Origin of the sequence: Oscillibacter sp. 1-3, assembly GCF_000403435.2 — a bacterium.
Lineage (GTDB): Bacteria > Bacillota > Clostridia > Oscillospirales > Oscillospiraceae > Oscillibacter.
Window position 1 is genome coordinate 388,053 of sequence record NZ_KE159703.1, and the last position, 25,016, is coordinate 413,068.

Consider the following 25,016-nt stretch of genomic DNA (forward strand, 5'->3'; position numbering starts at 1 on the left):
AGCAAACCACGGGAAACCGTGGGACGCAAAGCTTTGGGGGCTAATGCGCCGGTAAGCGGCGTGGACAGAGGCCGCGCAGCGGCGCGACGCCAGCCCGGCCGCCGGATACTTTGCATCCGAATTCTGCAAAGAAAGGAAGAGAATTATTGAGCAAAAAGAAAATTTCCTGCAGGCGGGGACTTTCCCTGTTCCTGGCCCTTGTGATGTGCGCGGGTCTTCTCCAGATGCCGGCATTGGCGGCGGAGCATGAGCACAACTCCGCGGGGTGGGCCTGTGAAAAGGATGAACTGACCTGCACAATTTTGGAGCACACGCATGAAGAAGCCTGTACTTCTGAGGAACCGCTGTGCGGCCTGGAGGAGCACCGGCATACGGACAGCTGCTGGAGCTGGAACTGCGCAGAGCCTGAGCCGGATGAGCCGCCTGTTCAGCCCGGACTGTCCGCGCAGGATGAGCTGCCTGTACAGGATGAACTGCCCGTTCAGGATGAGACGCTTGTGCAGGATGAGGTTCCCGCTCCGGACGAGCAGCCTGTGCAGGATGTGCAGACCCATGTCCCCAGCGCGTACATGGACATTGGGGAGATGACGCCTGAGGGGAAGGTTGACCGAATCATCGAATTGATGAAAGAGGTTCCAAATCAAATCACCGAGGAGAACATGGATGTGTATGGCCCCATTCTGGAAGAGTGCGACCAGATTATGGGCGGCGAATACATGGAAAACTTTGGCGACGCTGAGTTGGACTATGCGTATGAGGTGGTATTTGAGGAATTTTTTGCCGCGATTGACAAATTTGTCCCTGCATTTAATGCATATCAAGAGCTGCTCGCAGAGCAGGGCAATGACGGAAAGGCCCTCATTGAGTCCCGGGACGAGGGGATTCAGCTGACATATGCGGACGGCGTACTCACCGTCAGCGGGGAGGGCATGTTTACCGGGCTTTTGATTAACAAGGTGTCTTACACCAGCATTAAAGACTACAACAGCGAGCGGCCGGAGACTGCCATCAGCGAAGTTGTTATTGAGGGCGAAAACGCCGAGAATCCCATAAAGATTGGGTCTTCTTTGTTTAGAGACGCCGGATTGACGAAGCTGACTGCGGGAAATATTTTGGCTGAAAGCATGGCGTTTCAGGAAGCGTTTGTCCAGGGCGCCAACATTGAGCTTACCGATTCCACTGTATGCGCCTCAGTCTTTACGGACTGCGAGGGACTGGGTACGGTTACGCTGAATCATGTGACTTTTCATGATAACTACGGCAGATTCCATCTGTTTTCCGGGAGCTCTATCGACCGCCTGGTCATTCGGAACATGGATCGGATTGGAGGCTATGCGTTTTCCGGCTGCAAGATCAAGGGCGAGGTCGATCTGTCCGGCGTGCTCTATATTGGCGAGCATGCATTCAGCGGAACGGGCAGCCCCGAGCTGAAAAACATCAGCGAGGACGCTGTTGTGGAATACAGTGATGTATTTGCCAGCCAGGTGGAAAACTGGAGCGAGCGTGTGGCGGGTATTCTGCAGGGCAAGTTCCGGATGGACCCCCCAAAGACTGCCGAACCCATTGCGCCCCAGGGCTGGACGTCCAGCAAGACGGGGAAGGAGAACAGCACGGAAGGGCAGACGAGCACACAGATCACCGAGGAGGCCCGCTGGAGCGACGCTGAACTCACAGAGGCCGACGTGCTGATCCAGACCTACCTTGCCGACGTGCAGCAGATGGATTTCATCTTCGTGATGGACCTGTCCAACTCCATGAGTTCCCGCGGCGGCAGCGATTCCCGCTATTCCCGCTTTAACGAAATGCAGTCCAAGCTGCTGGATGTGAGCGGGGAGCTGCTGGCCTCCGGTGATGAATACGACTGCCAGGTTGCCTTTGTCACCTTTGGCGGCGATTCTGATCCATGGTATCCTCTTCCATGGGGCGAGTCCGTTATTACAAAGGGCACCATGGATTTCCAGGATTTCACAGACGAAGTGGATGAAGCCGCGGCGTTTATCACCGGCTCGAAAGTGTATGATGAATATACTGATTACGGTTTGGGGCTGAACAAGGCCCTGGAGCTGGCTGAGAGCAATCAGGAAAAGGGCCGCAGCACCGCTGTCATCCTCATCTCTGACGGCAGCCCGAACAAAGGCGACGGCAAAACGGAGGCGGAGCAGATCAAAGCCCTGGGAGTGCCTGTTTTTGGGGTGCTTCAATCCGTGCCTGAAAGGGAAATGGAAAATGCCGAGGCCGCTATGCGGAATATCTGCACCAACGGCTTCTTCTTCAACGGAGATGATACGGAAGGATTCAGCAAGGCTGTGAACGACGCCGTACATAATGCCTTGAGGACCTGCATCCTGACTGTGGATGTCAATTCCAGCTTTACGTTGAACGCGGACAGCATAACGGCTTCTGCCGGTGTGGCCGATGTCAGCGAGGACGGAACGGCCATCACTTGGACAATCGTCGGCAAGACGTTTGAGAAGCATACGCTGAGCTACAAGCTCAGGCTGAATCCTGAGAACGGCGCCTATCCTGAGGGGACGTTCGATACCAACGCCGGCAGCGCGCATCTGCTGGTGAGCGGTCTGGAGGTCAATGAGGTGGAGACGCCGCAGCTGACCCGTACCCAGCCCGTGCGGTCCCATACGCTGACGGTCCGCTACCAGTATTCCAACGGCACCCAGGCGGCCGCGGCGGCGGTGCAGACAGTGGCGGAGGGCGCGAGCTACTCCGTGACTTCTCCGGCCATCAGCGGCTTTAGAGCCAGTATCGCTGTTGTAAGCGGCACCATGGGCACCGAGGATCTGCTGTTTACCGTGACCTACACCTCCACCGGCGGCGGAGGCGGAGGCGGTGGCGGCGGTGGCGGTGGCGGCACCGGAGGCGGCGGAGGCGGCGGAGGCGGCGGAGGCGGTACCGGCGGTACCACCATCGCCGATACCGAGGTCCCCCTGGCTGGTGATCTCCAGCTGAACCGGGAGGACCACTTCGCCTACATCAAGGGCTATGAGGACGGCACCGTCCGCCCCAACAACCCCCTGACCCGCGCCCAGGTGGCCACCATCTTCTACCGCCTGCTGGACGAGATGTCCCGCACCATTTACTTCCAGGATACCAATGAATTCACCGACGTGGCCGATACCTTCTGGGCCAACAAGGCGATCTCCACGCTGACCAACGCCGGCATCATTACCGGCTTCCAGGACGGCACCTTCCGTCCCAACGCGTATATCACCCGCGCCCAGTTTGCGGCCATCGCCGCCCGTTTTGACAACGTGGTGCCCGGCCTGGAGAATCCCTTCTCCGACGTGGCCGAGGACTACTGGGCCCGCGACCTGATCGCGTACGCGGCGGACCGGGGCTGGATCAACGGCCAGGGCGGAAAGTTCCGTCCCCTGGAGAACATCACCCGCGTGGAGGCCATGGACTTCATCAACAACGTCCTGGAGCGCCACGTGGACGAGGAGGGCCTGCTGGAGAACGCCACGACGTGGAGCGACGTTCCCGTCGGCGATCCCAACTACTATGTGGTTGAGGAGGCCACCAACTCCCACGACTACACCCGCCGCAAGGAGGGCGAGCTGATGGAGAATTGGACCGCCCTCAACGAGGACCCCGTGTGGGATGAGTAAGTTCGGGTACCGCGCAGGTTCCGGCTTCTGAGCAAAAAGGCCCCTCCGGTATTTGCCGGAGGGGCCTTTTCCGCTTTGCGAAAAAATCTCTGGACACAGGGCGCAATGTGTGCTATAATCACTGTCGCTTTCGTACTGTAAAGCGATATATCGGCAAAGTTAGGAGAGAGAAAATTTGAAAGTATTGCTGAAAAAAGAGAACCTGTTCCTGCGGGTCGCCGTCGGCTTCGTCCTTGGCGTCATCCTGGGCCTGACGGCAAAGGATTTCTCCATTGCCACCAAAGTGGTGGGCGACCTATACCTCAACCTCATCAAGCTGATGATTATTCCCATCGTGGTCTGCGCCGTCTTCTGCGGCATCGCCAACATCAAAGACGGCAATCTTCTGCGGCGCATCGGCGTGCGCACCGTGGCGCTGTATGTGCTGATGTTCATTGCCTGTGCCGTCATCTCCCTGGCCATTGCCTGGGTCATCCGGCCGGGCCTTGGCACCGTGTTTGAAAACGCCCCCGTCTACGAGGGGGAGATCACCACGCCCACCGTCACCAGCTTCCTCATGACCATCGTGCCCACCAACATCATCAAGGCCGGCGCTGACGGCAGCACCCTGCCGGTGATCCTCTTCACCATCGTCTTCGCCATTGCCATCCTCTCCGTCGGTGAGAAGGGCCGCCCTGTGCTGGACTTCATGAACAGCCTGTCCGACGCCTTTTTCAAGATGCTGGGCTACTTCATGGAGATCTCCCCCATCGGCGTGCTGTCTCTGATGGCCTACTCCGTGGCCCAGTACGGCGCGGGCATCTTCAGCGCCCTAGCCAAGTACATCGGCACCTGCTGGCTGTGCTGCATCGTGGTGTTCCTCGTGGCCATGGTGCTGCCTGTGAGCCTCTACACCAAGGTCAGCCCCATAAAATTCATCAAAGCCTGCGGCAAGGTGGCCCTGGTAACCCTGTCCACCACCTCCTCCGCCGCCACTCTGCCCACCACCATCAACGTCAGCGTGGAGGACCTGGGCGCGCCGGAGGGCGTGTCCAAGTTCACCCTGCCCCTGGGCTGTACCATCAACATGTGCGGCGGCGCCTGCTCCTTCTGCTGCCTGGCCGTCTTTGTGTCGGACTTTTACAGCATCAACCTGCCCCTGGGCACCATCATCTTCCTGGTGCTGGTGGCGACGCTTTTGAACATGGCGGCCCCGGGCATCCCCGGCGGCGGCGTGGTGCTGGGCGCGTCCTTCCTGTCCATCCTGGGCCTGCCCATTGACCTGATGGGGCCCATCAGCGGCTTCTACCGCCTGCTGGACATGGCCTTTACCACCATCAACGTGGAGGGCGACGTGGCCGCCAATCTGATGATCGCCAAGAGCATCGGTGAGTACGACGGCTCCATGGCGAAGTGAGCGCGCGATGATGAAGATCGGTTATCAGGGCATTGAGGGCAGCAACTCCGAGGCCTCCGCCAAGAGCATGGCGGCGCGTCTTGGGTGGACCGATGTGGAGTACGTCCCCCTGGTCCACTCCCAGGGCGTCGTCGGCGCCCTTAAGGCCGGAGAGGTGGACTACGGCGTCATGGCGACGCTGAACCACGTGGCCGGGGTGGTGCTGGAGACGGAGACGGCCCTGCGGGGCCTCAGCTACCGGATGCTGGCGCTGGACTGCATTCCCATCCACCACTGCCTGTTTGTCAAGGACCCCTCTGTGAGGGAGATCCGTGCCGTGGCCTCCCACATCCAGGCGCTGAAACAGTGCCGGGAGAGGTTGGCCCGGGACTATCCGCAGGCCGAGTGGAAGGAGGAGGAGGATACCGCCATCGCCGCCCGGCATCTGGCGGAGGGCGTCCTGCCGCCGGACACCGGCGTGCTCTGCCGCAGGGACGCCGGGGAGTCCTTTGGCCTGCACCTGCTGCAGGAGAATCTGGAGGACGACGCGGAGAACGCCACGGAGTTTGAGCTGATCCGCCTCACCGAGCGGGGACCGGACAAGCTGATTGTTGTGGCGGGCCTGGGCCTGCTGGGCGGGTCCATGGCCAAGGCGCTCAAGCGCTACACCGGCTGTACTGTGTACGGCTGGAACCGCACCCGCTCCGTGGCGGAGGCCGCGCTGGCGGAGGGCGCCGTGGACGGCATCGCCGACGAGGCGATCTTTGCCCAGTGCGACCTGCTGATTCCCGTGCTGTACCCGGAGGCCACCATCCGTTTTCTCCGCGAAAACATCCCGCTGATGAAGCGGGGGGCCCAGGTGGTGGACCTGGTGGGCGTCAAGCAGCGGCTGGTGGAGGAGATCACGCCCCTCGCCCTGGCCTGCGGCGTCCGCTACACCGGCGGCCACCCCATGGCGGGACTGGCCAGGGCCGGGTATGAGCGGTCCACCCCGGACCTGTTCCAGGGGGCCAGCATGATTCTGGCACCCACAGAGGCCACCGCTCCAGGGGATCTGGAGACGTTGGAGAGCCTCTTTGCCCAGGTGGGCTTCCGCCGGGTCAAGGTCTGCGACCCGCGGACCCATGACCGCATGATCGCCCACACCTCCCAGCTGGCCCACATTGTGTCCAACTCCTACGTGAAAAGCCCCGTCTCCCCGGACTACGTGGGCTTTGCAGGGGGAAGCTACAAGGACATGACCCGCATCGCGTGTCTCAATGAGAAGGTCTGGAAGGAACTGTTCCTGCTGAACCGGGACGCCCTTTTGCCGGAGGTGGACCTGCTGATCCGCCACATGATGGAGCTGCGGGAGGCCATCGCGGCGGAGGACGGGAAGCGGCTGGAGGAGCTGCTCCGCCTGGGCCGGGAGGCCAAGGAGCACATTGACGCACTGAACCCGGACCAGCCCTCGGAGTAATCGGAGAAGAGAGAGACCCCTCCTGGGTTCCCCGCACACACCCCTCCTTCCCGTTGAATCAATCTCCAGCGTTTTTTGACCGCCTGGGACTGCCCCAGGCGGTCTCTCTTAATTTCACAGATATACCTGCACATGGGGCAGACGCTCCAGCTCCCGGCGGAGACAGCCCAGAAACGCTCCGCTCAGCTCCGGCTTGCGACGGGGGCCCAGGAGGCAGAAGATCCGCTCCTCCGGCGGTCCCTCCTCCAGCTCCAGGATTCGGATGTCCACCCGGCGGCGCATGGAGAGGGCCACAGATACGGGCGCCGCCGCCCAGCTGTCCGCCCAGCTTCCCTGCCAGCTGAAAAACTGCTCCAGCAGGGACATCTGGTCCAGCACCGCCCGGGGCTGGGCCCCGCCGGAGAACCAGAAGCTGTGCCAGAGATCGAACTCCGGGTTCCAGGGCAGCCGCAGCTCCCGGGAGGGGTCCAGCATGGAGGGGTGTACCCGGGGCGGCAGACTGCAGGCGTTTCCCGCCGCCAGCACCATGGGCTCCCGGTAGGCGGGAATGGTCTCCACCTGGGGATAGAACATATCGTCCGAGATCAGCGCGATGTCCAGCGTCCCCTCCGCCATGTACTGGTACGCCTCCCAGGAGTGGCAGTTGTGAAAGGTCAGGGCGCAGGCGGGGTTTTTCTCCAGAAAGGTCCGGAACACGGCCGGCAGCAGATAGGTGCTGACGCTGCCCACAGACCCCACCCGCAGTGTCCGGCTTCGGTCCCGCCGGGCCACGTCCCGGGCCTCCTGCCACACCTGCCGCCACTTCTCCGCCACCAGGACGAAGTCCTGCCCCTGCTCCGTCAGCTCCAGACGGCGCCGGCCCCGCTTTCGGACCAGCAGGACGCAGCCCAGCTCCTGCTCCAGGGCTTGGATGTGGCGGCTCACCGCCGGCTGGGTGATATACAGCGTCTGTGCCGCGCCGGAGAGACTGCCGGTCCGCACAGCGGTCAGAAATACCTCAATCTCCTGATATGTCATAATCTGTCCTCATAAATATAATATTTTTATTATATATTAACGCCTCATTTGGCATTTTACAAGGGGGAATTTTGCCGGTATACTGAATAGGCCGATTCTTCAAGGGGGTGCGCGCATGACAGCCGATCTGACACAGGGGCCCATCCGGCGGCAGATGGTCTCACTGGCCCTGCCGCTGCTTGCCGGCAATATTTTGCAGCAGCTCTACAACACGGTGGATGTGACCGTTGCGGGGCGGTATGTAGGCGAGGAGGCCTTCGCCGCCGTGGGCGTGGCCGGGTCCGTGATGAACCTCTTTTTGTTTCTCATCACCGGCTGCTGCAACGGCGTCGGCGCCCTGCTTTCCCAGTCCCGCGGCGCCGGGGACGCCGGCGCCTTCCGGCGGGAGTTCTTCCTGGCCTCCGCCTTTGGCGGCGGGTGCTCCCTGGCCCTGGCAGCGCTGGCTGCTCTGGCGCTGCCGCCGCTTCTGACGGCCCTTCGCACGCCGCCGGAGATCGCGGCCCCCGCCGCAGTCTATCTCCGGGTGATCTTCCTGGGATTTCTTCCGGCCTTTGCCTACCAGCTGGGCTTTGCCGTGCTGCGGTCCGTGGGCAATACCGCCGCGGCGCTGGGGTTTCTCATGGCGTCCATGGCGGCAAACCTGGCGTTGGACCTCCTCTTTGTGGCCGGGCTTCACTGGGGCATTGCCGGGGCGGCCTGGGCCACGGTGCTGGCCCAGACGCTGGCAGCGGTGTGCTGTCAGGTCTACCTCCGGCGGCGGTTTTCCCATCTGGTCTTCCGCCGGACGGACATGGGGTACGATTCCCGGCTCCTGGGAAGGATCGTCCGGTTCAGCCTGGTGTCCGCCCTGCATATGTGCAGCCTGTACGTCGGCAAGCTCCTGGTCCAGGGCACGGTGAACGGCCTGGGGGCCGGGGCCATCACCGCCTACACCGCCGCCACAAGGGTGGAGGGGTTTGCAAACTCCTTCGGAGACAGCGGCGCGGCCTCCATGTCGGTCTTCACCGGGCAGAACACCGGCGCGGGAGACGCCCGGCGGAGCCGGGCGGGCTTTTTCACCGGCGAGCGGCTGCTGGCGGTCCTGGGGCTGGTGATGTCCGCCCTGATGATCGCCGGGGCGGTGCCGGTCCTCACTCTGGTGCTGCCGGAGGGGAGCGGGGAGGCGGTTTTCTCGGAGGCCCGGGGGTATCTCCGGCTGGTGGCCTGCTTCTATCTCTTCAATTTCCTGGGCAGCGGCATGGTGGGCTGGTTCCAGGGCCGGGGACTGGTGAACCTGCCGGCCATGGGCGCCGCGGGACACATCACGGTGCGGGTGGTCCTCTCCGCCCTGCTGGCGCCCCGGATGGGCCTGCCCGCCGTGGCCCTGGCCACGGGATTGGGATGGGCGGGGGTTGTCTCCGTCTGGAGCTTTCCCTTGCGGAGGGACCTGCGGAAAGCGGCGTCAGAGAGCTGAATCAAAACGGGGCGCGCCGGTTCCCGGCGCGCCCCGTTGGCGTTTATTTGGTGTAAACGGAGAGGGTCCCATAGTATTTGCAGATGGTAGAGCCGTCCGTTACATACGGACCCACGTCCGCGGGACCGTACCGCAGGAGGAAATAGTCCAGGTCGTGGAGAGCTCGGTACTCGTTGTTGGCGTGCTCCATGGAGTGCTGCTCCGCGGCCAGCCGGACCTCCTCCCGGATGTATTCCAGGGCGGAGCGCAGGCTCTGGCTCCGGACGCTCGCGGTCAGCTCGTCCAGCAGGGCGATGAAGTTGTCCGCATCATACGCGTTTTCCGTGACCACCGGCGTTCCATATTTGGCGTAGAACTGGTCCTCGGTGAGATGCTCCCGCCGACAGACGGTCTCTATATCCAGCTCTCCGTCATAGGCCCAGCCGGTTTGGATCTCGCCTGTCCGGTCGAAATAGTTCCAATAGAGGCTCTCCGGGTTCTCCAGCTCCTGAAAGATGTTGTCGTACAAATATTTGTGCTCCCACCACAGATTTGCCTGCCGGATGACCGTATTCAGCCGCTGGACCTGGCTCTGGGTCATCCCCGCCAGAGCCTGCCTCCGGGCGGCGAGGACCTGCTCCTCCGAGGGGACAAAATCCTGTTTCTCCGCCTGCCCCCGGGGCGTAATCACAACGCTGCCCCGCACGTTCCCCACGGCGCCCTCCGGGGCGCGGACGAACAGGCGGTAGGTCCCGGCCTCCGCGGGGAAGGTGAAGCTGGAGGCGCAGCGCAGTACGCCGTCTGTGCGCGGGTTGGATACGGAACAAAAGCGCCGGCTGTCGGGGCTCTCCTGTCCCCTCACAAAGCCCACCTGGAGAAACGGCCCCGTCTCCGCGGAGACGTCGTAGCGGATCTGGTCCCCGGGGGCCAGATCAAATTCCCCCAGCCAGGCGATTCCGTCCTGCTGCGGCCCCAGACGGGGGATGTTGACGGTGACGGCGCCTCCGCCCGCCGTCGCTCCCGCCGGAGACGCTGTGGTTACCGGCTTATCCCAGCCGTCGTCCGGGTCGTTCATGTCCGCCAGCAGGGCCTCCGCCTCCGCGCTGTCCATGAGCGAGACCGCTGTGATGGCGCCGTCCCCGCCCCGGGAGACCTTGATGTCCACGGTGCCCTTGGGATTTATGCTCAGCGTGACAAAGGAGCTGTCGGCTGAGCGCACATCCAGGAAGATCCGCACCAGCTGATTGTTCCAGCGGTACTCCTGGCCGTTTTTGGTGACGCCGTGGGCGGCGTACTCCCGGACCAGCCGGGCCTCCGCCTCCGCTTTCAGGGTCTCAAGCTCCTCGTCCCGGTCCAGGGTGTCCAGCAGCACGGAGGTGAAGTTGAGCCGTCCGTCCTCCCGGGCTCTGGCCAGCCAGACCTCCAGCTCCGCCTGGCTGGCCGTGTGCTCCACCAGAAGGGAGAAGAAGGCGATGTTCCCGCCGTCATAGGCCCTCTCCGCCAGGCGGGCGGCCAGGGGGCTGCCCGGCTCCAGGTGCTTGAGGGCCATGGAGAAAAAGGCGGTGGAGCCGTCGTCATAGAGCTTTTCCAGCATCGCCTCCTGGGCGTTCTTGTTCAGCTGGGGGAACACCGCCCCGAACTGGGGAAGTGCCCCCTCCTCGTAATACCGCTCCGCCAGGGCGGCGGGGTCGGCGCCCTGGATGTTCCGCGCACTGACCACCAGCGGCCGGGTTATGGGAAAAGGCTCGGACCGGAGCCGGCCCAGCAGGGCGGACAGGGCGTCCATGGCGGTTTTGTCCCCCGCCATACCCTTGCAGGCGTCTTCGAAATAGACGGTCATCGCGCCGCCCTCCGGCAGGGCGGCCCTGGCGCTGGCATAGTCCTTTGTTGCGGCTTCGCTGATGTTCCAGGCCACCTCGAAGAGATAGGGCGGCTGGTAGTAGCCCTCCTGGGTGTAGAAAAACGCGGCGTCCGTGTCTCTCTCGGGGGCGGCGCTGCTCCGCGCGGGACCGCTGTAGGCCCCCGCCGCCGCGGCCCCTGCCGTCAGGGCGATGGTCAGCACCAGGGACAGCGCCGCCGCCGTCCGGGTGGTCTTTTTGAAGCTCATGATTGCCGTCAGCCTCTCTTTCAGCAGTTTTCCGTTTTCACTCAGCGTCGCCGAGCCGCAAGATGCCCCGAGAACTCCGCCGGCCTCCGCGGCCCGGAGCAGCATATCCCCGTAGGCCCGCCGCTCCGGGCCGTCCAGAGTACGAAGAACCGATTCGTCACAGGCCAGCTCGCAGGCCCGGCCGATCTCCCGGGCCATCAGCCACACCAGAGGGTTGAACCAGTGGAGGCACACCGCCGCCTGTACCAGCCATTTATAAGCCAGGTCCCGCCGGCGGCAGTGGGTCAGCTCATGGAGGACCGTGTAACGGAAATCGTCCTCCGGCATCTCCAGAGCGGTCAGGACGATGCGGGGCCGGAAAAGGCCCAGCAGCATGGGGGAGGAGGCCTCGGGGGCGACAAACAGCTCCACGGGCCGCCGCACGCCCGCCTCCGCTCCGATCCGGGCCAGACGGTCCAGCAGGACGGGATCGGAGACCTCCCGGCACCCGGCCCGGATGAACCGGGAGAAGTCCTGATAGGCGGTGACCTTCCGGGCCAGCAGAATCAGCGCGCCGCCCAGCCACAGGGCGGAGAGGAGGCTCCAGAGGTCGATCTCCGCCTTCGCCGGCGCGGTCTCCGCGGGGACGCCGGGAGAGACGGGGATTTCGCCGCCGTCCCCGGCGGGCTCCGGAAAGTCGGGAGCCGTATTGCCCGGGGCGGCAGGCGCGGGAACGGAGCCGGAGACGGCCGCCGCATCCGGCTCGACGGTCCGCTGGAACAGCGTTCCCACAGGACTCCCCTCCGGTGAGAAGGGCAGGAGCAGGCGGGCCACCGCCGCCAGCCAGATATAGTACTGCCACCGCCGGCTGAGCCGTTTCCGTGCCAGCGGCCCGCACAGCAGCAGCACCAAAATCACCGCAGAACCGGAGACGGACAGGGACAGCACGGTCTTGAAGACGCCGCTCATGCCTCTCCCTCCTCCCAGAATCGCCTCAATTCCTCATAGTCCCGGGCGGACAGGGCCTCCCGCCGGATCAGGGCGGCCACCAGGTCTCTGGCGCTGCCCTGATAGAGCTTGTTCACCAGGGACTGGGTCTGGGACGCCTGATAGTCCGCCTGGGATACTGCGGCGGTGTACTCGTTGCGCCGGCCGATTTTCCCCACCTTCAAAAAGCCCTTGTCCACCAGACGGGACAGCAGGGTGATGACGGTGTTTTTCTGCCAGGCGCGGCCCGTCTTGGCCAGCTCCGCCATAATGTGCGCATAGAGCGCGGTGCCGCCGGCGGCCCAGACGATCTTCATCAGCTCCAGCTCGGAGTCGGAAATTTGCTGCGGCATACCATCAGACCTCCTTTTTCTTGGACTATATCTTGTAGTCTTGACGCTATGATAACAGTGTGTAGTCCAAATGTCAAGAGGGAAGCGAAAAAATTCCAGGTCCCAGAGCAGCGGGTAAAAGTCCGGGGAAGCGTCCTCTTCGCAGATTTTATGCAGGGGCCGGGATTTGTCCCGGTCCGTCCTCCGGAAACCTCAGCGTTTTCAGAAAACGGGCGGGGACAGAGCCCCGCCCCTGCAAAGCCGCAGATGCTTGGGCGTTTTGCCATTTATCAAACAAGGCCTGAAATCACGGATGGCAAAATGCGCGGCCGGACACGCCCGAGTCCGAAAAACTCTTGCCAAAACCTAGGGGAATTGGTATAATACTGCCGGAATTTTGACATTCCCGCGGTGTTTTGCGGCGGGTTTACGAAAGCGAGGAATGAGAGAGATGAAAAGACGAATTCTTTCCCTGCTGCTGGCGGCGGCCCTGCTCGGGGGGACCGTTCCCGGGACCCTGGCGGCGGAGACGGCTGCGGGACAGGTCCTGGGAACCGTCGCCGCCACGCTCCGGCTGGATTTCCCCCAGCGTTTGGAGGAGATCCGGGAGCGGGACGTGCAGGTGGCGCTGTTCCGGGACGGAGAGCGCCTGGGGCGCCTCTCCCTGGGCTGGGAGGACGGCGGCGCCCAGGTGGGCGGCTATCCGGCGGCGGTGGCCCTGCGGAACGAGGACGGCGGAGAGCTGGGCGGCGGAAGCTGGCCCGGCTATCTGGACGTCACCGTGGAGAACCTCCCCCAGGGGGACTACGCCCTGGAGTTCACCGGGGAGGGGTATGTCCCCTATACCCAGCGTCTCACCCTCTGGGACTACTCCCAGCACGTGACCCTGGGCACCGGCGACGGCACCTTTACCCTGGGCGACGTGGACGGGGACGGCGCCGTGAACCGCCGGGACCGGGAGCTTCTGAGCGAGGCCCTGGGCTCTGATGACCGCCGGGACCTGGAACAGTTCGACCTGGACGGCAGCGGCGAGATCGACGTGGTGGACCTGGCCTATCTCACCCGGGCTATGGATGCAGACGGCGGCGCGGCGGTGCGGAACACCGCCATTCTGCGTCCTCCGGTGGACACGGCGGCCATGCTGAACGCCCTGCTCCGCTCCGGCGGGAGCGTGCTCTCCGGCAGTGTGGACGACCTCTTTTTGAGCAACGGACAGACCGTCGTCCTCTCCGGCGGGGACGGCGTTTTGGAGCTGGACATTCCCCTGGCGGACCCGGTGGAGCTGGAGGAGCTCCAGATCGTCTCCCCCGAGGGCCTGGGGGCCGTTCTGGCGGGCTCCGCCGCGGTGGAGTACCAGGACGGCGTCCGGGAGGACATCCCCTTTGACCTGTCCCTGCCGGAGGGGATCTACGCCATCGGTCCCATGCCGGGCAGCAGCGTGGTCTCCATCTCCCTGGGCCGCCGGGTGCCGGTGAAGGAGATCGTCATCTCCGTGACCCGCACCGAGGGCGGCGATTACGCCGTGGTGGAGTCCATCCGCTTTCTCCAGGAGATCGTGCCGGACAATCCCGCCCCGCCCAACAGCGAGATCAAAAATCTCACCGCCCAGGCCGGGGACGGCCGGGTGGACCTGCGCTGGGGCGAGCTGCCCAACGTCTCCGGCTACCGGGTGGACTACCGCCTCCGGGACGGCGGCGAGGCCCGGTCCCAGACCGTGGACGTGCCCCGGGCGGAGATCACCGGCCTGGAGAATCTGAAAACCTACCTCTTTACCGTGACCCCCGTGGACGGCGGCTGGCAGGGGAGAACCTCCTCCGCCGTGGCGGCCACGCCCCAGCCTGCCAAGGCGCCGGACGCGCCGGACATGGTGAACGTGGGCGTGCTGGACGCAGCCCTCACCGTGTCCTGGAAGGCCGCGAAGAACGCCACCTATTACGAGGTCTATTACCGGCAGGAGGGGAGCGGCGTCTTCCAGCGCTACGGCGGGCAGCTCTCCGGCACCGGCACCACCATCAACGGCCTGACCAACGGCGTCACCTATGAGATCTATATTCTCGCCGGCAACAGCATGGGCCTCAGCGGACCCTCCCGCACCGCCTTGGGCACGCCGGAGTCCCCGGATTACAGCCGCCCGGAGGGAATCCCCGCAGCCGGCGTGCTGGACTGGCAGGATATTGATCGGGTCTGGCTGGGCGACCCCAACAACGTCTCCCCCAGCGCCTACACGGCGGCCAATCCCTTCCGGCCGGAGAACATGGCGGACGGGAATTACAGCACCCACTGGACCTCCCACTCCTACGGCGACGGCAACTGGTGGGACAGCAAGCAGGTCTTTGCCTCCTTCAGCCGGCCCGTGGATCTCAGCGCGGTGATCTGGGTGCCCCGGCTGGACGGCGGCTACGCCTCCAATCTGCGGCTCTACGCCGTCACCGTCTGGCGGCAGGGCGATAATCTAAACGGCCCCGGCACCCTGCTCGCCCCCGAGCCCGGCCAGGGCGGTAGCGTCTCTGACGCCAATACCTGGCTGCCGGTCCAGGGGAACCCTGTCTCCACGAAGTTTGCCGTAATGCCCTTTGAGCCGGTGACGGACGTGGTGCAGATCGCCGTCTCCATCGAGCAGTGGGCCTATACGGCGGTGAGCCTGTCGGAGCTGATGTTCATGGAGTACGACCCGTCCCGCAGCCTGCAGGACGACATCTCCGCCCTCTTTGCCGGCGGGCTGGGCGGCCCCCACACGGAGCTGGTCCCCGGCGTCACCCAGGGGACCATCGACGCCCTGCGCCAGCGGCTGGAAAGCGACGAGCGGAACTACTACCTCTACACCGCCACCATGGCGGACGAGCTGGACCTGGCGGAGGCCCTTCTTCTCCGTCAGCCCACAGGCAGCCGCGTTCTCACCGGCCTGGACGGCCGCAGCGGCGCCCTGGACGGCGCGAAGTACAGCCAGGGCGGCAGCGAGCTCCAGCCCTTGGGCGCCGCCGCCGGAGCCGGAGAGGAGATCACCGTCTACGCCTCCATCCCCGGCAGTCAGACGGTCACGGTCTACGCCAGCCAGTACAACGCCGAGGCCAGCCAGTGGCTCCAGAAGATCGGCACCCTGCGAAACGGCCGGAATGTCCTGACCGTCCCCAAGATCGGCAGCCAGAACACCCCCCGGGGCGGCAGCCTGTACGTCACCTGCAGCGGGGAGAATCCGGAGCAGGTCTCCCTCACCGTCCGCCGGGCGGTGAAGATCCCCCTGCTGGAGCTCTCCGACTGGTACGCCCTCAGCGACACGGCCCGACAGGACCGCATCTGGGAGTACGCGGCGGAGCTGGAGGCATATGTCTCCGCCCAGGGCGTCACGGACGCCGCCAAAACCGCCGACTGGCACAATGTCACGGAGATCTCCCTGCCTGCGGTGCTGCTGTCCCTGCCCGCTCTGGCGGCGCTGAACGGCAGCGGCAGAACCCAGGCGGAGCGGGCGGAGACCCTGTACAATAACGTTCTGGCCTGGGAGGACCTGATGCACATCTGCAAGACCACCCAGGGCATTGACAACACCTATGAGAAAAACGACATGACCACCCGGCAGAATATCCGGTGCATGCAGATGTTCTCCGGCGCGTTCATGTACGCCGCCGGGAGCCACATCGGCATCGGCTACGGCTCCTGCGCCGGCATGGTCTGCGGAAAGCCCGTCAGCGCCATGGGGGCGGGGGCCTCGGCCAACGGCCTCTTCGGCTGGGGCATTGCCCACGAGATCGGCCACAACATGGACAAGCTGGGCAAGGCGGAGATCACCAACAATATCTACGCCCTGATGGTCCAGACCTACGACGGGAAGCAGAACACCCTGGCCTCCCGCCTGGAGAGGAGCGGCAAGTACCCGGCCGTCTTCACCAAGACCGCCCAGGGGCTTCCCGGGGACTCCAACAACGTCTTCGTCCAGCTGGGGCTCTACTGGCAGCTCCACCTGGCCTATGACGGCGGTGACAGTCCCATGGACTTCTACAACCGCTTCTTCAAGGCCTGGAAGTCCGGACAGTACTTCGCCGGCGCGTCCTCCTATCAGGACAGAGTGGCCCTGACGGCCTCCGCCATAGCAAACCGGAACCTGGAGGAGTTCTTCACCCGCTGGGGCATGGTCCTCAGCGACAGCGCCAGGGCGGCGCTGGCAGGGTACCCGGAGGAGCCCAGGGCCGTCTGGTACCTCAGCGACCAGAGCCGCCGGGCGCGGCTGGCGGGGACCCAGCCGGCCGGCGGGAGCGCGGCCGTTTCGGCATCGCTGACGGCTGACAGCGAGATCACCCTGACCATCGCACCCAGCTTTACCGGGACCATCCAGGGCTATGAGATCCGCCGCAGCGACGACGGCGGGCAGAGCTTCCGGCCCATCGGCTTCACCGCGGAGACCACCTATCAGGATGTCGTGGGCTCCGCCAACCACCGGACCTATACCTATGAGATCGCGGCCTATGACATCCTGGGCAATGCCGTCAGTACAGCCCGGTCCAACGAGGTGCGGGTGGCCTATGACAAGACCCTGCCGGAGAGCGCCTACACCGTGAGCCGGAGCGGGGACACCGTGACCTTCACCCTGCTGGAGGAGACCGCCGTCTCCGGATGGAAGGTGAAAAACGCCCCCGCGGAGGGAGAGTTCTCTGTGGAGATTCAAGATAGCGCCGGACAGTCCCGCATTGCCCGCTCCGGCAGCTTCGCCCAGGGCAATCAGGCTGTGGATGACCAGAGCAGCTACCTCGCCTACTTCCAAAAGCCCGGTGCGGGGCCGGAGGACACCCGCATCTGGACCTATGACGCCGGAAGCGTCACCGTCACCGGCGTTCCCGCCTCCGTGCCGGAGGGGGACATCCAGCTCATCAGCTACGCCGGGGACGACGTGGCCTTCCTGGAGGGGGGCTCCGTGGGCGTCCTGGCGGAGGACTACCGTTATCTCACGTCCTCCGGCAGCGCCGTGATTCCCGCCGGGACGCTGGTGATCACCGGCACCTATCGGGGCGACCCGCTGTACCAGACTGTGAAGATCGAGGGCCGGTTCACCCGGACCGCGGTCAACGGGGACGGCACCGAGGCGGAGGACGCCGTGGAGACCCGCTTCCTGGACGGCAGGGCCCTGCTCTTTGCCGAGGTGCCGGAGGACGGCGCGGTCAGCGACATCAGCGACGGACTGTTCCTCTTCATCCCCAACGTCCAGCGGGAGGCGGAGCTCCAGGGGGAGCAGAGCGACTGCGGCGGCGAGAACCTGCTGCCCAGCCAGATGCGGGCGGTCCTCTCCCGTACGGACCTGCCAGACAGCGCGGAGACCCAGCGGGTCACGGCGGAGACGCTCTGGACCGACACCCCCGGCGGCGCGGACCTGCCCGCCATCGTATTGGAGGATTGAGCCTATGAGACGGATGAAAGCGGCCCTGCTTGCGGCGCTGTGCCTGTTCTGGACCCTTCCGGCCGCGGCGTCGGCCTGGGACAGTGAGCCAAGGCTGGTCCTCCAGGAGGAGGGGGATCGGGTGTACCTGACGGTGGAGGGCCTGGAGGACCAGGTCTACGGCCTCCAGCTGGAGCTGACCCTGGAGGGGAGCTGCCCGGACGCCGCCTTTACGGCGGAGGAGCTGGACGCCTACGTCCCGGACTGCCGGGCGGAGGCGGAGGGCGGTGAGACCGCCGTCACTATCTACATGAGCGCCCTGACCGGCGAGGACCCCATCAACCGGGGCCGCCGGCTGTACCTGGGGTACCTGGAGCCCAAAAGCAGCTGTACCCTGCCGGACCGGGCCCGGCTGACCCTGCTGGACCGGGACCTGCGGTCCTACACGGAGACGGTCTCCATTGGCTCCGACTTCCGGGACGATTACGACGGGGACGGATACCGGATCTACACCAACGATCCCAGCCACGGCACACTCCGGGTCCGGCCCTCTTTCGCGGAGGAGGGGGAGACGGTGACCGTCACCGTCACGCCGGACTCCGGCTATGAGCTGGAGGAGCTGACCGCCTCCTTCGGGTGGCGGGACCTGCGCCTCACGGACCGGGGCGGCGGGAGCTATACCTTCACCATGCCGGACGGCGAGGTGGACGTGGAGGCCTCCTTCCGTCTCCGGGAGGGGGGTGCGCTGCCCTTCACGGACATTCCGGAGGGCTTTTGGTGCTATGACGAGGTGGGATACGTCTATGAGCGGGGGCTGATGAACGGCACCGGTCCCAACTCCTTCTCCCCCAACGGCTCTACCACCCGGAGCATGATTGTGGCGATCCTGTACCGGATGGAGGGCTCTCCCGCTGTGGGCAGCGCGGACTTCACCGACGTGTCCTCCGGCATGTACTACGCCCCCGCCGTGGCCTGGGCCAGCGCCAACGGCATTGTCAACGGCTATTCGGACGGTACCTTCCGGCCCAATGCGGCCATCACCCGGGAGCAGATGGCGGCCTTTTTGTACCGCTACGCCCGCTATAAGGGGAGCGGCGTCTCCCAGCGGGCGGACCTCTCCGCCTACACCGACGCCGCCGGGATCGCCGGCTACGCCGTGGAGGCCATGGCGTGGGCCAACGCCGCGGGGCTGGTCAACGGCACCTCCCAGACCACACTCTCTCCCCGGGGCACCGCCACCCGGGCCCAGGCGGCGGTGATTCTGACCCGCTTTGCCCGAAATCTCTGATGGGACCCCGGCAGGGCCGGGCTGGGAGATACAGAAGAGAAAAAGCGCCGCCTGCTGAAAGTAGGCGGCGCTCTCCTTTTTTTCCAGCTCTTTCAGGTTGGATTCAGCATCCCGTGTTAAAGTGCGTCCATCTCAGCACGAATTGGAAAGGACGTGAAAGCCATGACCCAGTACCGGCACGAGTGGAAGCACGAGATCAGCCTCTCCGACCGGATTGCCCTCCGCCAGCGGCTGCGGGCGGTGGCCAGGCCGGACGGCCACGCCCGGGACGGGCGGTATTTCATCCGCAGCCTGTATTTCGACAACCTGGCCGACAAGGCTTTGCGGGAGAAGCTGGACGGTGTGGACCGGCGGGAGAAGTTCCGCATCCGGTATTACGACGGGGACGTCTCCCTGATCCGCCTGGAGAAGAAGAGCAAGCGCAGCGGCCTGGGGAGCAAGGTCTCGGCGTTTCTCACGGCGGAGGAGGCCCAGGCCGTTGTTGACGGCAGCTGGGACTGGATGCCCGGCAGCGGCAGGGACCTGGTCCTGGAGCTGTACAGCAAGATGAAGTCCCAGGGCCTGCGGCCCCGGACCATCGTGGACTACACCCGGGAGGCCTTCGTCTACGGCCCGGGCAACGTCCGGGTGACATTGGACTACGACATCCGAACGGGTCTGCGGTGCACGGATTTTCTGGACCCGGACTGTATCACCGTTCCGGCGGGGGACGCCCCCGCCATTTTGGAGGTGAAGTGGGATGCGTACCTGCCCGCCGTCATCCAGGACGCAGTGCAGCTGCCGGGCCGCCGGGCAGGCGCCTTCTCCAAATACGCCGCCTGCCGGGTCTACGGCTGATGCCGCGTTTCAAAAGCCCCCGCCGCGCCGGGACCGGCGCCAATTGAGTACATCAATAAGGAGCAGAATCATGACTTTCAACGACATCTTCAAATCCAGCTTTCTGGAAAACGTCACCAGCGTCAGCCTCCTGGATACGGCCATCGCCCTGGCGCTGGCCTTCGGCCTGGGGCTGTTCATCTTCCTGGTCTATAAGAAGACCTTTACCGGCGTCATGTACGCCTCCAGCTTCGGCGTCACCCTGGTGGCCCTGACCATGATTACCACCGTGGTCATTCTGGCCGTCACCAGCAACGTGGTGCTGTCTCTGGGCATGGTGGGCGCGCTGTCCATCGTGCGCTTCCGCACCGCCATCAAGGAGCCTCTGGACATCGCCTTTCTCTTCTGGTCCATCGCCGTGGGCATCGTGCTGGCGGCGGGGATGATCCCCCTGGCGGTCTTTGGCAGCGTGTTCATCGGCGCGGTGCTGCTGGTCTTCGTCAACCAAAAGTCCCATGCAGACCCCTATATCGTGGTGATCCAGTGCGACGGCCACGACAGCGAGGCCCGGGTCAGCGCCTGCCTGGAGCAGCACACGGAGCGGTGCGTGGTCAAGAGCAAGACCGCCCGGCGGGACATGGTGGAGCTGAACATGGAGATCCGTCTGAAGGATGCAGACACGGACTTTATCAACACCCTGGCGGAGCTGGAGGGCGTGGACAGCGCCGTGCTGGTGAGCTACAACGGGGACTATATGGGATGAGGAGGCGCGGATGTCGACGCATAAATCTATCGACCGCATCTGTGCCGCGGTCTTTGCGCTCACCCTGCTTCTGACCGTCCTCTTTGTCAACGGCGAGGCCCTGGGCCTCCAGCCCGCCTCCAGAACCCAGGGGTACGAGGCGCGGCTCTTTGACACCGCAAGGGTACATACCATCGACATTGTGATGGACGGCTGGGAGGACTTCATCGAGACCTGCGAGAACGAGGAGTACGCCGCCTGCGCCGCCGTCATCGACGGCGAGGCGTACAAAAACGTGGGGATTCGCGCCAAGGGCAACACCTCCCTCAGCACGGTCTCCGCCCTGGGCAGCGACCGGTACAGCTTCAAGATCGAGTTTGACCACTACGACGCAGGCAAGACCTATTACGGCCTGGATAAGCTGTGCCTGAACAACATCATCCAGGACAACACCTATATGAAGGACTATCTCACCTACCGGATGATGGGGGCCTTCGGCGTGGCCGCGCCCCTGTGCAGCTATGTCTATATCACCGTCAACGGGGAGGACTGGGGGCTGTATCTGGCGGTAGAGGGCGTGGAGGAGAGCTTTCTCCAGCGAAACTACGGCAGCGGGTACGGTGATCTCTACAAGCCGGACAGCCAGAGCTTCGGCGGCGGCCGGGGCAACGGCCGGGACTTTGACATGGAGAACTTCATGGAGAATCAGGCCGGCGGCGAAAACAGCCCCCGGGTTCTGACTGTGGCGCCTCCGGAACTGCCGGAACAGGGCGTGGCGCAGGCGCATGACCCGGCTTCCCTGTCCGGCGGCGAGGCGTCCGGCGGTCTTCCCATGGAACAAAAAACGCCGCCCTCCGGCGGCGGCTTCGGCGGCATGGGCTCCGACGACGTGAAGCTGAAATACAGCGATGACGACCCGGACAGCTACGCCAACATCTTCTCCAGCGCCAAGACGGACGTGACGGAGGCGGACCAGGAGCGGCTGATCCAGGCCCTGAAAGCCCTGGACGAGGGGACGGACATCGAGCGCGCTGTAGATGTGGATCAGGTCCTGCGGTATTTTGCGGTCCACAACTTTGTGGTCAACGGAGACAGCTACACCGGCTCCATTATCCACAACTATTATCTCTATGAGGCGGACGGGCGGCTCAGCATGATCCCCTGGGACTACAACCTGGCCTTCGGCACCTTCCAGGCCAGGGACGCCTCCGACGCCGTCAACGACCCCATCGACACCCCGCTCTCCGCCGCCGGCGACGGCGACCGGCCCATGTTCGACTGGATCTTTGGCAATGAGGAGTACACGGCGCTGTACCACCGGTATTTCCAGGCGTTTTTGGAGACCGTGGACCCCGCCGCCATCATAGAGGAGGCCCGCGGCCTGATCGCCCCCTATGTGGAGCGGGACCCCACAAAGTTCTGCACGTACGACGAATTTGAGACCGGCGTGGACGCCCTCAAGGCCTTCTGTGCCCTCCGTACCGAGAGCGTATCCAGCCAGCTGGCGGGGGAGATCCCCTCCACGAAGGACGGCCAGTCCGCCGCCGGCGCGTCTTTGGTGGACGCCTCGGATCTGACCCTGTCCGATATGGGCACCATGGAAATGGGCGGCGCCGGAGGCCGCGGCGGACGGGCGGAAAACGGCGGTCCGCAGATGGGCGGCGGAGCCGGGCCGGCCGGCCGGGAAATGGAAAACCGGCCGGAGGGACAGCAGGGCCCCTCCGGCTGGCCGGGACCCATGGAGATGGCAGTCCCGGGTGAAAACGGTGATCCGCAGGCCGCCGTCCCGGACGGACGGACGCCGCTCCTGCTGGGCGTTTCAGCCCTGGTCCTGCTGGCGGGTGTTCTGGCCGCGTGGAGATTTCGCCGCCATGGGCGCAGACCGCCGCCCGGACCCGGCAGAATCAGCCCCGCCGAAGCTCAGGAGAACTGGGAGTGCCCCCGCCGGTAGGCGTCGTTGTCCTTCTGGGACAGCTCCCGGTCCACCTGGGCCAGCTGCCGCTCCAGCTCCCTGACCCGGGCCTCGTCCGTCTCGGTCCGGAGTCGGCTCTCCAGCTGTTCCCGGCGCTTTTTCAGCTGTTCGATCTCCCGGTCCACCTTGCTGGTGTCACAGGTGCATTTCTCCTCTCCTCTGCCGGAGGCCGGTTTTTCCGGTCCCCCCGGCGGAGTGGATTTTTCATCCTCCGGCGGTGTATCCGCCGTCTTTGGCTCCGGGTCGTCAAAGAAGATCCTGGGACTGCCGTCCTCGTCCTTTCCCACCCAGTAGAGGCCGCAGGGCGTGTGCGCCTCCTCAGGGACGTACTGGTCCGTCGCGGGAACCGGGGCGGCGGTCCGGGGGGCCTCCCGTTGGGGCGGCTGAACAATGGACGTCTCCCGAACGCCCGCCGGGGCGGCGGGGGAGTGGATCATGCCGGAAATGGGTTCCATACCTGTCTCTCCTTTCAGAGTTGTTCTGTGAGTCCAGTATCCCGTTTCCCGGCGGAGATTTCAAGACATTTGCTCTGAACGGCCCTCTGGCCGCTCTGAGATGTTCAGCAGCACATGGAGGCGGAAGCGGCCGCCCTCCATTTCCGTCTGCATGGCCCCGTGGTACTTCTCCGCCGCCGCCTTCACATTGCGGAGGCCGGTCCCAATGGGCGGCAGGGGGCCGGGGGGACAGGTGTTTTCAAAGGACAGCCTGTAAAAATTCCCCTGGCGGCTGCCCGTGATCCGCAGAGACCTGGGCTCCGGAGCGGCGAGACAGGCCCGGACGGCGTTGTCCAGGGCATTGGCGAAGATGACGCACAGGTCAAAGTCGTCCACGCCGCTCTCCCGGGGCCAGAGCAGGGAGACCTCCGCCGTGATGCCCTGAGCGGTCTCCAGCTTGTCCGCCAGCAGGATGTCGATCACGGCGCTGCCGGTGCGGAAGGTGGGAGACAGGGCGTCCGCCGCAGTCCGCAGGGATGTCAGGTAGGCGGCGGCCTCCTCTGCTGCGCCGGTATTCAGCAGTCCCTCCAGTACCGTGAGGTGGCTGTTCAGATCGTGGCGGAGGGCGCGGGTCCGCTCCTCCCGGGCCCGCGCCTCCCGGATATAGGCCCGCTGGGCCCGGGCGGCCTGGGAGAGGGCGTCCAGTGCCGCCTGGGCCCGCTGTCCCTGGCAGGCGCGGCGGTAGGCGTGCAGGGTACACAGCAGAGCGCTGAGGCCCAGGACCTGGAGAGCCAGCAGGCCCAGGTGCTTTCCCGGTTCCGCCGGTGCGGGAACAGACAGGCGGCCGTAGACGGTCTGGGTGAAAAAGACCTCTGCGGCGAAGAAGAACACGGTGGTCAGCAGGGGGAGGCGGAGATAGGGGGCCGGCTCCTCCTGCGGAGGGAGACACTTCAGGATCAGCTGGCAGCTGCCCCAGCACAGGGCAAAGGCCAGCAGGACGGCCAGGATGACCAGCGGATACAGAAGAGGCGTGCCCGTTATCCCAATAAAGGCGATACACTCCAGGGACCCTATGATGCCGGAGGAGAGCTGAGAGGTGTAGACCGCCAGCACCGCCGCCGCGCAGGAGAGAGACCGGGAGCTCTTCAGCGCCAGACGGCTGAAGGCGAAGAGGGCCAGCAGCTCCCCGCCCGCGGCAAAGGCCTCGCCCAGAGCGAGGACGTGGGAGATTGCGTCTATGGCGCAGAGAAACAGGAGATACCCGCCAAAATACCGGCGTTTGGCGGGCTTCCCCGACAGGCGGCAGGTAAACGCGATGTGGGCGGTCACCAGAGTGGCCAGGGTCAGACCCTCCAGAAGCAGGCTGAACCAGTCCATATCAAAAAGACCTCTCTCTCATGCGGCGCAGCAGCGCCTGGGTGAAGTCCCGCTCCCGCAGCCGGGAGACCGGGACCTCGCCGCCCTGGGACAGCGTTACCCGTCCTCCGCCGCAGCCCAGGACAAAGTCCAGGTTGACAAGGTAGCTCCTGTGGCACCGGAAGAAGCGCCCGTCCACCTGCCGCTCCAGGTTCTCAAGCTTTTCGTAGTAGTCCACCAGTCCGCCGCTTTGCAGGTGGAGGTAGACCTTCCGGCCCAGAACCTCCCCGTACACGATGTCCCCCAGCGGGATCATCCGGCGAAAGCTTCCCCGCTGGACCAGAATGCGTCCGCTGTCCCGCCGCTCCAAAGCCCGGAGGGCCCGGTCCATGGTACACTGGAACCGGACGGCGTCCAGGGGCTTGAGCAGATAGTCGAAGGCCTCCACGGCGAAGGCGTCGAACACCAGCTCGCCCAGCACCGTCACAAAGATCAAAAGCCCCCGGCATCCGGCCTGCCGCAGGCGGCGGGCCGTCTCCATGCCGTCCATCCCCTCCATCTGGATGTCCAGAAGGATCAGGTCAAAGTCCCCGGCGTGTTCCAGCAGGGCCGCGCCGGAGGAGAAGCCCTCTGTCCGGAAGGGCAGGCGCTGTTCCGCCAGATAGGCTGTGAGACAGGCGGTGAGCTCCTCCAGCATCCGGGGCTCGTCGTCACAAAGCGCGCAGTTTATCATAA

Annotated in this window: 15 protein-coding genes; 9 read left to right on the top strand and 6 right to left on the bottom strand. The window is 64.7% G+C overall.

What is annotated here, in order from left to right; translation table 11 throughout:
• The first annotated feature begins 146 nt into the window (after positions 1–146).
• From C816_RS01890 to C816_RS24115, 3 genes are all read left to right on the top strand, one after another.
• Positions 147–3,623 (top strand): S-layer homology domain-containing protein, encoded by a 3,477-nt coding sequence (locus C816_RS01890; RefSeq protein WP_016320710.1) that lies wholly within the window; start codon positions 147–149, stop codon positions 3,621–3,623.
• 175 nt (positions 3,624–3,798) lie between these two features.
• Positions 3,799–5,019 carry a dicarboxylate/amino acid:cation symporter gene (locus C816_RS01895; RefSeq protein WP_016320711.1) on the top strand — a complete coding sequence of 407 codons (1,221 nt, stop codon included), beginning with the start codon at positions 3,799–3,801 and terminating at the stop codon, positions 5,017–5,019.
• A gap of 7 nt (positions 5,020–5,026) precedes the next feature.
• On the top strand, positions 5,027–6,457 hold the full coding sequence (locus C816_RS24115) for a prephenate dehydrogenase/arogenate dehydrogenase family protein (protein ID WP_196803602.1): 1,431 nt from the start codon (positions 5,027–5,029) through the stop codon (positions 6,455–6,457).
• A 114-nt stretch (positions 6,458–6,571) separates the two neighbouring features.
• Here the strand turns inward: C816_RS24115 and C816_RS01905 are convergent, their stop codons facing one another.
• The gene (locus C816_RS01905; protein WP_016320713.1) at positions 6,572–7,474 is read right to left on the bottom strand and encodes a LysR family transcriptional regulator; all 903 of its coding nucleotides are present in this window, start codon (positions 7,472–7,474) and stop codon (positions 6,572–6,574) included.
• Positions 7,475–7,589: 115 nt separating this feature from the next.
• Here C816_RS01905 and C816_RS01910 point away from each other — a divergent pair, with 115 nt between their 5' ends.
• Entirely contained in the window at positions 7,590–8,927 is a 1,338-nt protein-coding gene (locus C816_RS01910; RefSeq protein WP_016320714.1) for an MATE family efflux transporter, read from the top strand.
• A gap of 43 nt (positions 8,928–8,970) precedes the next feature.
• Here C816_RS01910 and C816_RS21460 read toward each other — a convergent pair whose 3' ends face one another.
• Both C816_RS21460 and C816_RS01920 read right to left on the bottom strand, forming a co-directional pair.
• Positions 8,971–11,961: a M56 family metallopeptidase gene (locus tag C816_RS21460; RefSeq protein ID WP_016320715.1), complete on the bottom strand. Its 2,991-nt coding sequence runs from the start codon at positions 11,959–11,961 to the stop codon at positions 8,971–8,973.
• Complete coding sequence (locus C816_RS01920; RefSeq protein WP_016320716.1) at positions 11,958–12,332, bottom strand: BlaI/MecI/CopY family transcriptional regulator; 375 nt, start codon at positions 12,330–12,332, stop codon at positions 11,958–11,960. The genes C816_RS21460 and C816_RS01920 overlap by 4 nt, the downstream gene beginning before the upstream one ends.
• A 430-nt stretch (positions 12,333–12,762) precedes the next feature.
• Here C816_RS01920 and C816_RS01925 point away from each other — a divergent pair, with 430 nt between their 5' ends.
• The 5 genes from C816_RS01925 (at position 12,763) to C816_RS01945 (ending at position 22,470) form a co-directional block, all read left to right on the top strand.
• The gene (locus C816_RS01925) at positions 12,763–17,694 is read left to right on the top strand and encodes a M60 family metallopeptidase (protein ID WP_016320717.1); all 4,932 of its coding nucleotides are present in this window, start codon (positions 12,763–12,765) and stop codon (positions 17,692–17,694) included.
• A gap of 4 nt (positions 17,695–17,698) precedes the next feature.
• The gene (locus C816_RS21465; protein WP_016320718.1) at positions 17,699–18,961 is read left to right on the top strand and encodes an S-layer homology domain-containing protein; all 1,263 of its coding nucleotides are present in this window, start codon (positions 17,699–17,701) and stop codon (positions 18,959–18,961) included.
• 162 nt (positions 18,962–19,123) lie between these two features.
• Complete coding sequence (locus C816_RS01935) at positions 19,124–19,798, top strand: polyphosphate polymerase domain-containing protein (RefSeq protein WP_016320719.1); 675 nt, start codon at positions 19,124–19,126, stop codon at positions 19,796–19,798.
• Between the two features lie 70 nt (positions 19,799–19,868).
• The gene (locus C816_RS01940) at positions 19,869–20,540 is read left to right on the top strand and encodes a DUF4956 domain-containing protein (protein WP_016320720.1); all 672 of its coding nucleotides are present in this window, start codon (positions 19,869–19,871) and stop codon (positions 20,538–20,540) included.
• Positions 20,541–20,550: 10 nt separating this feature from the next.
• Positions 20,551–22,470: a CotH kinase family protein gene (locus C816_RS01945; RefSeq protein WP_016320721.1), complete on the top strand. Its 1,920-nt coding sequence runs from the start codon at positions 20,551–20,553 to the stop codon at positions 22,468–22,470.
• Here C816_RS01945 and C816_RS01950 read toward each other — a convergent pair.
• The 3 genes from C816_RS01950 to C816_RS01960 are packed head-to-tail and all read right to left on the bottom strand — an operon-like array spanning position 22,440 to position 25,014.
• Positions 22,440–22,946: a hypothetical protein gene (locus C816_RS01950; protein ID WP_016320722.1), complete on the bottom strand. Its 507-nt coding sequence runs from the start codon at positions 22,944–22,946 to the stop codon at positions 22,440–22,442. The two genes, C816_RS01945 and C816_RS01950, sit on opposite strands and share 31 nt — an antisense overlap.
• 60 nt (positions 22,947–23,006) lie before the next feature.
• On the bottom strand, positions 23,007–24,302 hold the full coding sequence (locus C816_RS01955; protein ID WP_016320723.1) for a sensor histidine kinase: 1,296 nt from the start codon (positions 24,300–24,302) through the stop codon (positions 23,007–23,009).
• Between the two features lies 1 nt (position 24,303).
• On the bottom strand, positions 24,304–25,014 hold the full coding sequence (locus C816_RS01960; protein WP_040654523.1) for a LytR/AlgR family response regulator transcription factor: 711 nt from the start codon (positions 25,012–25,014) through the stop codon (positions 24,304–24,306).
• Positions 25,015–25,016 lie beyond the last annotated feature (2 nt).